Annotated in this window: 13 protein-coding genes; 3 read left to right on the forward strand and 10 right to left on the reverse strand. The window is 52.3% G+C overall.

Going from position 1 to position 12,668, the window contains the following annotated elements:
• Positions 1 to 89: 89 nt before the first annotated feature.
• The 6 genes from FMM01_RS07075 to FMM01_RS07100 form a co-directional block, all read right to left on the reverse strand.
• Positions 90 to 743, reverse strand: a complete 654-nt coding sequence (locus FMM01_RS07075; protein WP_027827786.1) for an ABC transporter permease — start codon at positions 741 to 743, stop codon at positions 90 to 92.
• Between the two features lie 2 nt (positions 744 to 745).
• Positions 746 to 1,690, reverse strand: a complete 945-nt coding sequence (locus FMM01_RS07080) for an osmoprotectant ABC transporter substrate-binding protein (protein WP_150392033.1) — start codon at positions 1,688 to 1,690, stop codon at positions 746 to 748.
• A 4-nt stretch (positions 1,691 to 1,694) separates the two neighbouring features.
• Positions 1,695 to 2,327 carry an ABC transporter permease gene (locus FMM01_RS07085; RefSeq protein WP_027827784.1) on the reverse strand — a complete coding sequence of 211 codons (633 nt, stop codon included), beginning with the start codon at positions 2,325 to 2,327 and terminating at the stop codon, positions 1,695 to 1,697.
• Complete coding sequence (locus FMM01_RS07090) at positions 2,311 to 3,582, reverse strand: betaine/proline/choline family ABC transporter ATP-binding protein (RefSeq protein ID WP_146994363.1); 1,272 nt, start codon at positions 3,580 to 3,582, stop codon at positions 2,311 to 2,313. The genes FMM01_RS07085 and FMM01_RS07090 overlap by 17 nt, the downstream gene beginning before the upstream one ends.
• 310 nt (positions 3,583 to 3,892) lie before the next feature.
• Complete coding sequence (locus FMM01_RS07095; protein ID WP_150392034.1) at positions 3,893 to 4,576, reverse strand: hypothetical protein; 684 nt, start codon at positions 4,574 to 4,576, stop codon at positions 3,893 to 3,895.
• Between the two features lie 144 nt (positions 4,577 to 4,720).
• Positions 4,721 to 6,154 (reverse strand): C69 family dipeptidase, encoded by a 1,434-nt coding sequence (locus FMM01_RS07100; RefSeq protein ID WP_121500000.1) that lies wholly within the window; start codon positions 6,152 to 6,154, stop codon positions 4,721 to 4,723.
• Between the two features lie 138 nt (positions 6,155 to 6,292).
• On the opposite strand from FMM01_RS07100, the gene FMM01_RS07105 reads away from it, so the two are divergent.
• Positions 6,293 to 7,087, forward strand: coding sequence for an alpha/beta hydrolase (locus FMM01_RS07105; RefSeq protein WP_150392035.1), 795 nt, complete (start codon positions 6,293 to 6,295; stop codon positions 7,085 to 7,087).
• A gap of 51 nt (positions 7,088 to 7,138) precedes the next feature.
• Here the strand turns inward: FMM01_RS07105 and FMM01_RS07110 are convergent, their stop codons facing one another.
• Positions 7,139 to 8,233 carry an iron-containing alcohol dehydrogenase family protein gene (locus FMM01_RS07110; protein WP_150392036.1) on the reverse strand — a complete coding sequence of 365 codons (1,095 nt, stop codon included), beginning with the start codon at positions 8,231 to 8,233 and terminating at the stop codon, positions 7,139 to 7,141.
• Positions 8,234 to 8,418: 185 nt separating this feature from the next.
• On the opposite strand from FMM01_RS07110, the gene FMM01_RS07115 reads away from it, so the two are divergent.
• Together FMM01_RS07115 and FMM01_RS07120 are read left to right on the forward strand one after the other, a co-directional pair.
• Positions 8,419 to 8,745, forward strand: coding sequence for a glycosyltransferase (locus FMM01_RS07115; protein WP_027827780.1), 327 nt, complete (start codon positions 8,419 to 8,421; stop codon positions 8,743 to 8,745).
• 23 nt (positions 8,746 to 8,768) lie between these two features.
• Positions 8,769 to 9,815 carry a glycosyltransferase gene (locus tag FMM01_RS07120; protein ID WP_150392037.1) on the forward strand — a complete coding sequence of 349 codons (1,047 nt, stop codon included), beginning with the start codon at positions 8,769 to 8,771 and terminating at the stop codon, positions 9,813 to 9,815.
• A 155-nt stretch (positions 9,816 to 9,970) separates the two neighbouring features.
• Here FMM01_RS07120 and FMM01_RS07125 read toward each other — a convergent pair whose 3' ends face one another.
• Genes FMM01_RS07125 through FMM01_RS07135 form a run of 3 tightly spaced genes read right to left on the reverse strand, consistent with a single transcriptional unit; the run spans position 9,971 to position 12,559 of the window.
• Positions 9,971 to 10,843, reverse strand: coding sequence for a hypothetical protein (locus FMM01_RS07125; protein ID WP_150392038.1), 873 nt, complete (start codon positions 10,841 to 10,843; stop codon positions 9,971 to 9,973).
• On the reverse strand, positions 10,833 to 12,275 hold the full coding sequence (locus FMM01_RS07130; protein ID WP_150392039.1) for a glycosyltransferase: 1,443 nt from the start codon (positions 12,273 to 12,275) through the stop codon (positions 10,833 to 10,835). The genes FMM01_RS07125 and FMM01_RS07130 overlap by 11 nt, the downstream gene beginning before the upstream one ends.
• Positions 12,272 to 12,559: a hypothetical protein gene (locus tag FMM01_RS07135; protein ID WP_150392040.1), complete on the reverse strand. Its 288-nt coding sequence runs from the start codon at positions 12,557 to 12,559 to the stop codon at positions 12,272 to 12,274. Before FMM01_RS07135 ends, FMM01_RS07130 begins: the two co-directional genes overlap by 4 nt.
• Positions 12,560 to 12,668 lie beyond the last annotated feature (109 nt).

Consider the following 12,668-nt stretch of genomic DNA (forward strand, 5'->3'; position numbering starts at 1 on the left):
TCTGATCAGGAGCAACGATTCCTACTGCGATGATCCGCACTGGAATTCATGTTGCCTTGATGGTACCAGAAAGCCGCGAATGGTGCAAATTACTGGGTCCGCGCCGCGAAGTGCCGTTCCAGGTAGCCCAGCACCCCATCGGAGATGATCGCCATCAAGGCTGTGGGCAATGCCCCAGCGAGGATGATGGCGCCGCCGCTGGTGGCGTTGGTACCGCGAATGATGATATCGCCCAGACCGCCGGCGCCGACGAAGGAGCCGATAGCGGTGACCCCAATAGCCAGGACCAGCGCATTCCGCAAACCGGCCATAATGACCGACAAGGACAAGGGCAGTTCGATCTGGCGCAAAATCTGCCACCGGGTCATGCCCATTCCCTTCCCAGCATCGAGAATATCCGGATTCACATTGCGCATCCCGGTATCGGTATTCTTAATAATCGGCAGCAAGGAATAGAGGAACACGGTCAAAATGACGGTGTTGACGCCAAGCCCTAAGCCCAGCATGATGATCGAGACCATCGCCAGGGAAGGTACGGTTTGAATCACATTCGCCGCGCCGACGACCCATGCGGCCAGATGGCGGTGCCGTGAAATATACACGCCAATGGGAATCCCCACGATGGCGGCGATAATCACCCCGTAAATTGAGATCAGGAAGTGCCGATTAAACTGATCCAGGATATATTGGCCGTTGTGGGTGAAATAATACACCAATTGCTGCCACAAATTCATGCCTTGCACAATTAATCCGCCCCTTTCTCAAAATAGTTGTGCTTCTCTAGGAACTGTTGGGCCGCCACGGCCGGTTCTACCAGGTTGTTGTCCACTTGATAGTTCAATTCTTGCATCGTGGTTAAGTTAATTTTGCCATTTAACCGGGACAAAATTCCCTTGAGTTTCGGATGGGCCTTCAAGGCGGCATCGTTCACCACAACACTGGCCTGATACGGCGGGAAGAAATGCTTATCGTCCTGCAGGAGCTTCAAATTGTAGCTGCGAATTCGACCGTCAGTGGAATAGCCCAAGACGGCATCCATCTTGCCTGCCTCCAGCGCATCGTAGACCAACCCGATTTGCATCGGATAAACGTGGCCGAAACTGAAACCGTAAGTATTTTGGAAAGCAGAATAGCCGTCCCCTCGGCGGTTCGCCCAAATTTGGTCGATACCGACCTTCATATCTGGAGCGACCCGTTTCATGTCCGAAATCGTCTTCAGATTATTGGCCTTGGCATATTTCTGGCTCACCATGAATTGGTATGTGTCCGCGAAACCATAGCTTGGAAAATAGGTCATGTGGTAACGCGACTGCATCAGCTTGAACACTTGATCATTAACAATTTTGGGATCAGTTTCACCGCTAAGATCAAGCACCGTCTGATAGTCGGTCCCGTTGTACCGGATAGCGGTCATGTCGGTATCGCCGCGCTTTTGCGCTTGGAAACTGACATTGCCGGAACCCAGATTATTCAGAATCGTGGTTGGCGTGTCTTTATCGTAATGCTGAATCATTTGTTGGATCATATTCGCCATGATCTGCTGTTCTGTTGTGTTCTGCGAGCCGATCTTGATGGTATCCGCCGATGTACCAGCTAAACCGGGCCAGCTGAAGGAACAACCGCCCAGGAATACGACCGCCAATACCCCCGCGAACAGGAAGGTGAGCTTGTTAAACAATGTCTTTTTCATCAACTCACACCTCCTGCGTAGTGGCCGGAGTGACTTTCTTCTCGACCAAGCCCAGCAGCCAGTCAACGACCAGCGCGAGAATGATGGCCGGGATGGAGCCGCCCAGAATCAAGTCGCCACGGTACAGGTTCAAGCCGTTGAAAATCATGTCCCCTAAACCGCCAGCACCGATATAAGATGCCAGGGCGGTCCAGGCAATGACGTAAGTCCCCGACAGCCGAATGCCGGACATGATCACGCCCGCGGCCTGGGGAAACTCAACCCACTTAATGGACTGCCAGTTGCTCATGCCCATACCCTTGGCGGCATCCAACAAGTTCGGATTGACGTCGGACATACCGATATAAGTATTCCGCAAGATTGGCATTAAGGAATAAATGAACAGCGCGACGATTGCCGGCGTGGTGCCGATCCCAAAAATTGGAATCATCATGGCCAGCAGCGCCATGGCAGGAATTGTCTGCAAGACACTGGTCAAACCGATGACAAAGCCGGCGATTTTCTTCGCCCGCGTCAACAGAATGCCCAGCGGTACCGCAACAATGACCCCCAAGGCCAGGGCGACAGCAGAAATGTAGATATGCTCGCCCAGCTCCTGCATCAGCTGACCGCCGTATTGATTAAGAAAGGTGACCATTATTGGCAGGCACCTCCTCCTTATCGTCAGGGGTAGGGTCAACGGCCTGGGCGCCTTCCTTAACATCGGTGGTGCCGATGTCAGTGCGCGGACCGTCTGTGGAGCGATCTTGGCCGTCATCGTTGGATGTGCCGCTGCCCAAGGCATCGTACACCATGTCGACTAAGGCGGCGCGGGTAACGATACCGGTCAATTTACCAGCATTATCCACGACCGGGACGTTGCGGTAACCCCGCTTCAAGATCCGGTCCACGGTGTCCGAAATGACCGCACTTTGGCGGACATAGAAGACCTTGGGGTTCATGACCGATTCAACGGTGTCGGCGGTCCGGAAGTGGTCATTGATCACTTCCAAGTCCACATAGCCCCGCAAAATACCATCGGGATCGGTGACCAATAAGGTGTCGACCCGGGTCTTATGCATCAAAGTCAAGGCTTCCCGCAAGGTCGCCGTTTGCACGATGGAGACCGCCGGCCGGGCAATCTGGCCAACGGTGGTGATCGTCGGTTTTGCTTGAATTAAACGATCTTCACCAATCAAATCCGCGACGAATTTGTTGGCCGGGTGGCGCAGAATTTCTTCCGGCGAATCCACCTGGACTTCTTCCCCGTGGGACATGACCACGATGCGAGTCGACAGCTTCAAGGCCTCGTCCATATCATGGGTGACAAAGACAAAGGTCTTGCCCAGCCGTTCTTGCAGGTCTTTAACCAAGTCCTGCAGGGCATCCCGGGTGATCGGATCCAAGGCACCGAAGGGTTCATCCATTAAAATCAATTCCTGATCAGCGGCTAAGGCCCGGACCACGCCGACCCGCTGCTGCTGGCCGCCGGAGAGTTCACTGGGATAGCGGTCTAAGTAGTCTTCGGGCAATTCGGCCATCTTGATCATTTCGACCGCCCGTTCGTCCATGCGCTTTTGATCCCATTTCAGCATCTTGGGCACCATCAGAATATTGTCCTTGATGGTCAAATGGGGCAGCAGGCCGATATTTTGAATCACGTAACCAATGCGCCGGCGTAATTTCACCGGATCCATTTTGGTAACATCTTCACCATTAATTTTAATTGTTCCTGAAGTTGGTTCATTCATGCGGTTGATCATCCGCATCGTCGTTGTCTTCCCAGAACCGGAAGTACCGATGAAGCAGATGAATTCCCCCCGCTCCACGGAGATATTAAAGTCAGATACTGCAACATTATCTCCATATACTTTGCGCAGATGGGAAATTTCGAGGAATGCCGTAAGCGCCACGTCCTTTCGTGATTTCGTAAAAAACAGTGTCTTCTATGTTACCGGAATTTCTTAGAATATGCAAATATTCCGTGAATTATGCAATCCATGGCGACCCTTCCATCCCCCTTCCTGCAACCCTCAGCGGCAATTGTCTCTGAGCGCCGTTAGTCTGCCCTTGTTGTACCAGAAAACGCGCTGCTTGTCATGGTTTACATACCAAACAGCGCGCTATTTATGCACGCCCAACAATGCTGTCTGGGCGATCGGTGAATAAACTGAAATCATTCTCACTGGCCAGCAGATCTTGCAGATCATCCAGAAAATCATCTCAATTTCCCGGCAACAACGCGATTCCGTGCAAGCCTTGAATCGCCAGCGGCTCTTGATGGTGAATAGTCGCCATGAGAAAGTATCCCGGTTTAGTCTTAGTCAGGACCCCCGGCGTCATAGACTTGGTATCAGCCGCTGTGAACGACACATCATCCAACAGGTCCAATACCGCCGGGTGACGGACTGTCAAAAAGCTGGTATGCTCCCCCGAGGGCAAGTCCCGGGTGAGCACAATGGATCGATTAGGCCGAGTAATGTGCATTTTTTCTACATGAAAACCCTGACGATACCCCAGTGTGAGATCATCCACTTCCCCGACGAAAAAAATCGGGGCGATCACGTCCAGCCAGCGTAAAAAAGCCAGCCAGTTATGGGGCAGCCGGGTAACGCCGCGGCGTGTATGCCATACATCATCCATCTGATACTGCACTGACCAGCGGGCCCCATCCCGTACGGTCAGATTCGTGGTCATATATTCCGGATGCCACTGTGCAATATGTAAACTGGTGAACCGGCGGCGCCAAGCCATCCATAAATTGGCTGGATAAGTCGTCCGACCGTTGTGTGCGGGCCGCGCCGTGCTGTGAATCACCACGTGGACCTCATCCCCAGCGAAGGTAACGCTCACGCTGGCATGGCCTTCTAAATAACTGTTAATTTCAAAATTGAGTGCTTGTAACATGGTGTTCCCTCTCCCCTTTAAAGAACAGACACCTCCTTCATACCACGTTTCCCATAATTTGTCACGTGTTGGGCCTTGATCGCGCTGCGCGTATTAAAAAAACAGCCATCTCCTGGGAGACAGCTGTCTGCTAGACGGCAGAAATTACATTTCGCCGCCCTTTTCAAATTGCAGGGTCAACCGGTCCGCGGCCATCGTAGTCACGTCCGTCAGCAAAGTCTTTGTCAGGGCAACAGCCTGGTCCGCCATGGCCTGGTTGGCAGCCGTCAATTTGGCCGTGGCGTCAGCGGTGCTGGCCGCCAAACCAGCATCATTCTTAGCCACTGTACCGCTGCCCAGGGCAAAGCCCGCACGACGGAAATTCAGGATGCGGTTCATGACGTCCTGATCTCGCTTGGTGAACAACGGATCAACCATATTGGCAATGATCTTATTCAGCCAGTACCAATTCTCGGTGGTAGCATCGTTCGTGGTATTCTTGAAAAACGCCGGCGTATCGCTGACATTGGCATAAAACGGCAGCGGGAACGTGAACGGATTCATTCCCATTGCCAGCCAATGAATTGCTCGATAACTTGCGGGCACGTCGCTGCGAATCTCCAGAATATGCATTTCCTGATTCCGGTTCATGCCGATCGGGCGGTAGCGGCTCTTTTCCTCATCTGTACCAGTACGCCCGTAAGGATCGTAGGGTGTCCCCTGCATGTGGTCGGACAAAACCATCGCCACATCGATCACAGAAATCTTACGCGGGGCATGCTGAATGAACGGCAATTCCCGGGATTCCGGTACTTCCGGCAGATCTTTTTGGAAATGCCGCTGGGCCGCCCAAACTCGGGGCGTGTTGTAAAACCGGTCGCTGCGCAGATCTTCACCGAAGATTTCACGGAAGTTGAACCCTTCTCGGGCTGTATTCAAATGATTCTTTTGGGCAAAGGCCTGCAGGTCCGGCGCCGTGATGAAGTTCGCCGAATCCGCGAAGTTGATCTCCTGGATACCGGTTTGGTTCGGAGCAATCACGTAGGCATCGTCTGGGATCCGTTGAGCCGCCCAGTGGTGGCCGCCGACGGTCTCAAAGTACCAGACTTCATTGACGTCATTGAAGGCGATCCCGTTGCTCTCACAGGTACCGAACTCGCTGATCAGTTGACCCAAGCGTTCCACGCCTTCCCGAGCGGTCTTCACAAAGGGCAGCACACAGCTGAGCATCGCTTCTTCACCGATGCCGTCCGGAACCAGCGGATCCAGCCCAAGCATGGCGGCGTTGGTGAACTCCGTTTCCGTGGCACTCATGCCCACATTGGCACTATTGATGCCCGACTCACCCCATTCACCGTCTGTACTGGTGTCAGCCATCGGTGTCAGCGTGTGGCCCAGCGCATCCCCCGGCAATTGCACGTGGAAGCCGTTGAAGGTGGACTTGAATTCCCGACTGGCCGTCTGGGCAGGCACATAGATCAGCCGCTTGGGGTTGATTCCGCCCTCGGCATCTTCATTTCGAGCAATCATGGTGGCATGGTCGACGCTGGCTTCTTTTCCGACTAATACAGCGGTACAACTTGAACGATTAATACGCAACTGAAAGACCCCTTTGATTTTCAAACTATGTGCCAATTCTACCACCGCAGGCCAGTGTGGGGAACGCTTTGTTTTTCCCTGACCAGCCCGCGCGTTACAATGGTCATGTAAACAAAAAAGGACGGGGACAACAAAGCTATGATCATGACGAAAAGTCAGGTAGTGACCACCACCGTATACTCACCAATCCTGGGGATCGATTGGAATTACGATGCCTATCTGCCAGCAGGTTACAACGACAGTACACTGAGCTATCCGGTACTGTTCATGCTCCACGGCTTGTACGGAAACCACCGCAACTTGCTGGAGCGCTTCGATTCCCAGCAAATACTGGACGATTTATTTGTTCAAACCGGGCACGCCATGATCGTGATTTTTGTGGACGGATTTAATTCCTTCTATATTAATGCGATCAACGGTGTGGCGATGGAAGATGCCATCATGCACGACTTGGTGCCCGCTATCTTTGCCCGTTACCGAATTCTCGGGGGTGCCAGCCGCCACGCCATCGGCGGAATTTCCATGGGCGGTTACGGCGCCGCCCGCCTCGCACTGCGTTATCCGGATGTGTTTGCCCACACGGCGCTGATTTCGCCGGCAATTTGGGAGCATATTCCCAGTAACAGTCCGTTCCGTCAGTCACTGCACGCCTTCACGGATGGCCAAACAAATTGGGCGGATAAAGTGTACAATGCCCAGCTGCCTGTCCACGATGTCCATCACGGCAAAGGCCGAGTCGATTTTTATGTGGCGACCAGCGGTGATGACCAGACGGTGCCGGTGCATGATGTCCGGGACTTTGTGACGGTGCTGCAGGAAGTTGGTATTCCGACGGTTTATGTGCAGGATCAGGGCTTTGATCATGGCTGGGCGTATTGGCAGATGGCGACGCCGTTGGCGTATCGATGGGTACTGGCACACGTAACACATTGATTTTTAGCAGACCAAAAGGACCGACCATTTTTTGCTGGCCGGCCCTTTTTTTCACCCTTCATCCACCAAGGGCGCGGCAGTTAAAGCTTCGACCTTGTCCATCGCCGCCAGGACCTTCTCTGACGAAATGTCTGGGTCAATTAAGCGGAAAGATTCTGTATCGGCGGCGGCCCAGTCGGCGACGAGAGCCTTTTTCACCTTTAAGTCGCGGACGACGTGAAGATCACTGAGATTCGTGGGCAGGCCGACCTGCTGATAAAACGGCAGGAGTGCACGGATCTCATCGTCGTCCCCGGTGTAGGCGAGTTGCACCAGGATACCGTAAGCGACTTTCGACCCATGGAGAATTTCGTGGGTTTCATCAACATAGGACAGCCCGTTATGGATCGCGTGGGCCCCAGCCATGCGACCGTCCGCCCCGGCAAAACCGCCGACGGTGCCAGCAATCCCAATGATCGTGTCGGCAATGGCGACCAGGTCCGCCGTTACCTGACCTTTGCGCAGGGCAACGACTGCTGGGACCGCGGCGCGCTGCAGGATCGTCCGAATCGTTTGGGCCGCGCTAAACCCCAGCTGGCTGAAAGCCGTGAGACTGTCCCGCCGAGGCCGGGTAATACTCTCCATCTCGTACCACTTAGCCAATGTATCACCGATTCCGGCGACTAAGTAATCCTCCGGCGTAGTGGCAATAATATCCCAATCCACCACGGTAGCGTAAGGTGCTCGGGGGAAGTAGGCGACGCGATTAAAGGTGTGGCCGACGGCATTGTAGATGGCGCCGATCGGCGTATACGGTGCGCAGTTTGACGCCAATGTCGGTACCGTAATGTATTCACAGTCGAAATTCTCAGCCACCAATTTCGCGGTGTCCAGCAGCCGGCCGCCGCCAATGGCAATAATCATGTCGGCGTGCTTTGCTTCCGCGGCGATACGGGCAGCATCCGCATCGCTGGCTGAACCGTCATAACGATACACCGGCAAGCGCAACGGTTTGGTTGTGTGGGCTTGGTAAGCGGCATAGGATTTCTCCCCGGTGATGATAATTGGATGAGAGAATCCCGTCAACAGTGTTGGCAGATTGGCAGTGGCCCCTTCTTCACTAACATAACGGTTGGTCCCCGGTCGAATTTCTTCGTCAATATCCATAAGCAATTTATCCTTGTGTGTCGATTAATAACTTGATGAGTAATATACCCCTTTAGTGGTTGTAAAGCAACCGTTATCCTCATTTACATTATTTTTCTCAAATGCGGGGTCAGAAAGCATAATGTTACTTACTAAAAGTTTATGGCGAAACGCTTACATTCCTTGATATAGTTCTAGTGGAGAGTGTGCAGGTTAAATTCAACGGCGGCCCGCATGATCGAAGCGCCCACACTGGACGCCACGTCGGTTACGAATGGTTAAACATGTACCGGTATAATGGTGCGTATGAGTCCGACCAAGCGGTGGATTCACGGATCGACAGAATCACGGCGGCAGTGGCTGCTGGCGACTTTCTAGTCTATCAATATCCCGGTTTGAATGGTCCGCGCTTTGAGACCCGCTTTATTGATTGCATGAAGATGCGCGGGGCGCGCGTGGACTGCTTTACTAAACGGGTGCTGCTTGCTGCTGAGCAAACGGTACGCTTCGGCCCAATCACACTGCCTAAATAAATTTCTCGAAAAGAGGAATCATTTTGCGAAAATGGATCACAGATATCATTCAAGGCGAATCCGCCGATGCAACCTCCCAAGCCAAGGATGACATCACCGCCATCGGCATTCAGAACGGGTATGCGCCGCTGCACATTTTTCGCTATAACAGCGATTACGAATCCAATCAAGCCATTCAGTCCCGCATTGACGGGATCACAGCAGCCGTCACCAACGGCGATCTTGTGGTATATCAATATCCCGTCCTGATCAGCCCCCGCTTCGATCAGTTCTTCATTGATCAAATGCATAATCGCGGCGTCAAAGTCGTTCTGCTCATCCACGATGTCGAATTTCTTCGGGGAACCAATATTGGCAACAGTATTGATGAGATCCCCTATTTTAACAAAGCTGATGCTCTGATCATTCACAACCCAATTATGGGCGCCAAGTTACGAGAACTTGGCGTCAATGTCCCTATGGTCTCTCAATATCTCTTAGATTATCTGGACAATAACCACGACTGGCACCGCCTTTTTACGTCTCCTGAAGAGTTTACCAAGACCTTGGTTTTATCCGGTAATCTTTTCAAATCATCTTACTTAACAGAGTGGCACGAAGAAACTCCTATCTCAGTGTTTGGCGTTGCCGATGATGCGATTCAGAAAGGACTCCGGGATAATCCAAAAGTAGAGTATCATGGGGCCCTGCGCCGGGATGATCTGATCAATCAACTGCCTAAGGGGTTTGGCTTGGCCTGGGACAGTGATTCTTGGATGGGTCATTACGGAAGTTATACGAAATACAATCATCCCCATAAAGTATCGCTCTATCTTTCCCATGGCATGCCAGTGATCGTCTGGAAGCAGGCAGCAGTGGCACCGTTTATCGAGAAAAACCATCTAGGGCTGACCATCGGCAGTCTGGATGAAATTGATGGGCTGCTAGCAAATCTAAGCGACGATGAAATCAAGGATATGCTGGTACACGTCAATAATATGGGCGTCTTGCTTCGAGACGGCTACTTTACCAACCGAGTGCTTGCAACAGCGGAGCAGCAGGCTTTCGTTGGTGACATTAATTTTCAGTAGTTCTCAGAATGAAAAACAGGCATGGCAACACCTGTTTTCATTAAACTCTGCACCACGTTTGAGAAAGGCGCTTACTAAAAAACAGCCATCCGCCAAAAAGGTAAATGGTCGTCCCACAGATCGCGGCCTCCCCATGAGTACACATGAGCAAGTGCTTACTTGGGGTCACTCAATGGATCGTCAATAATTGTCGCTTTCTCCAAGGGGATATTCTGCACGGTGAGTGCCTGATAAGCGGCCCGGGACATTTCCACTTCCTGCACATAGTTGATCTCATCCTTCAGAATCATCAGCAGAAAGCCGCGGACTGTCCCCTGATCATCAAAAGGCGCCTCGGCCAGCCGCAGCACATTGTGAGCCGGCGAATCCTTAAGCACGTTCAGCTCAACGCCCATATAGTGAATGCGGACGGTATCGTGGGCCGTGACCATTTTGGCTACAGTGGCCGTCAAAAAACGAGTCAAGTCATCATACTGGGTCACGACTTTACCGGTGATTGGGTCCTCAATCGTGATCATATTGATCATCCCATCGTACAGATACTCCCGCACCACTATTTGGCCGTCATTATTTAAAAACTGGATCTGCTGCAGCGTGTTGTCATAGTAAAACAAATTGCTGTATTCATTGCCATCATAGGCATACTCTTCCGTGAAGTCCTTCGTCTGGTCCGGATTGAGATAATCAATCTGTTTGACTGCCCGCCGTGTATTTGCATAAGTAGTCACATAGCCGATGATTTCGCCTTCGTAAATAATGCTGATGACACCGTCGCCACTCATGAAAATCTCTGCACCGTCAGGCACTGGTGCCTCATTAAAAAAGCGATAAAAATCTTTTGCATACCGCCGCTTCGTGACAAAGTCGATGACGCTGCGCAGTTGGATATCTTGTTCCTTAGCCACGCCGAGCAGCCCCGGCAATGGCTGAAGAACAATGAACGGCGCGTTTTCTTCCTTGGCCCACTGTTTGAATGTCGGCCACGCGGGACTTTGGGGCGAGACCCCATTAATCAGCTCATAATTCATTGATCAGCACCTGCCATTTCTTCGCAATCACGCTATCGCGGTAATCGCGTACGGATTGCTGTGTGTTCTTCCGCAGCTGCGGATAGTCGGCGGCCAGTAAACGATGCAAGCCCTCTGTTAACTGATCAATATCGTACTGATCATCATTCCGTTTAAACGGCTGCAAGAATCCGTTCACCCCGTTCTCAATAAGCTCCAGGGCCCCATAGTGGGCACTGAATGACACAACCGGCAGGGCCGCGTTCAGTGCCTCAATGTAGGTCAGCCCGAAGCCTTCAGAAAATGATCCGGAAATAAAGGCATCATACTGTGGGTAAAGATCCTCAAGATGATTGGACTGGCCCGCCAAAGTGATGTAGTCCGCAGCATGGAGTTCCGCAATTGATTTCTCCAACTGGGGCTTCTTGATCCCGTCACCATACACCGCCAGCGTGATCGGCGTACCCTCATCGTGGACCTTGGCCACTGCCCGGACAATAAAATCAACATTCTTTTCAGGAGATAGCCGGGATGCCGTGATCAGCTTCAATGGCGCCGTCAGCGGATGGTCAATGTTCGCAGGTGCTTGGTCCCGCACTCCGCCGACCGGAATCGCGACAAACTTATCGCCCTCCTGGGGGAAGTCCCGCAGTAAGTCTGCCCGCTGCATCTTGGTGGCCACCACCACTTTCGCCACGCGATCCAAATGAGTCAACAGATATTCGTAGTAATTGTTCCACAGCGGTTTAGCAGGATCGTCGCGATTGGTGAGATGGTCTGCGTGGATTACATGGATCACCGTCGCATTCGGTATCTTGGGCGCATACAGAGCCACTTCATTCCGTTCCCCACGGTCAATCATGAAGACATTATGTTCGGCGTAGACCCGCGCCAGCTGATGGAAAAAGTACCGCCGCGCCAACATTTCATTGGGAAAGAATAGATGCTGGCCGTTTAAGTCATAGACATGGATATTGCGGATTTGAAACTTGCGGTGCGGATCGTCCACGTATTCAAACTCAACCTTGCGTCGGCCATCAATTCGGGAAAAAATCTCCACCCGGGCTGTACTGACCAGTAAGACATCCGTTTTTTCGTGTTTATTCGGGTACTTCACCAGATGCTCTACGATTCGCAAACCGCTGGGTGTCCATGTTTCCCGCTTTCGATGGGTCTTGGTACTGTCGATGACCAGATCGTCTTTTTTCTTAAACTCACGCGTTACACCGTTGGTCAAATACCGATCGCCGAGAGTGAAATACTCCCACATATTGGCAACTGTCTCGTTGGCAATATGCCACTCGGCCATGGCTTCCCGTAATTGGGGGGCCAAATCAACGAAAACGTACTTGTATTCTAAGCCAACCTGATCGAAAAGTTTGGCCCGATAAAATTCAGCGTGTTCGATGCCGGAATTGCCGATACCCATGGTGCCGTTAACAAAGAAATTCATGCTTTTCCCTCACTGTCTAGAAACGAAAAGTTGGGTGACAGCGCCGGCCGCAACTGATCAGCCCAGCCGCCAAGGCCAGGGCCAAACACTTGGAGCCGCACCGGCACCCCCGCTTGCAGGGCTGCTTGGACCTGCTCGATTTGAGCCTGATCGGGTGCCTGAAACACCGCAACCGTCGATTGACCAGCGAGTACCGGTACGCTAATGGCCGCAAACCGATTGGGCAGTACGACCAAGTTTTGCCCGTTGACTGCACTGGCGTCATTCACTTTTATCCCTATCATACCAGCTTGCAACGCCACTGAGACAGTAGTTTCTTTGGTCAAATCACGCGACATCATCGTAAACGACCTGGGTAAACATTTTTTCTGGAGCGGCAGACCGATTGGCATG

The organism is Schleiferilactobacillus harbinensis (assembly GCF_008694105.1).
Taxonomy (GTDB): domain Bacteria; phylum Bacillota; class Bacilli; order Lactobacillales; family Lactobacillaceae; genus Schleiferilactobacillus; species Schleiferilactobacillus harbinensis.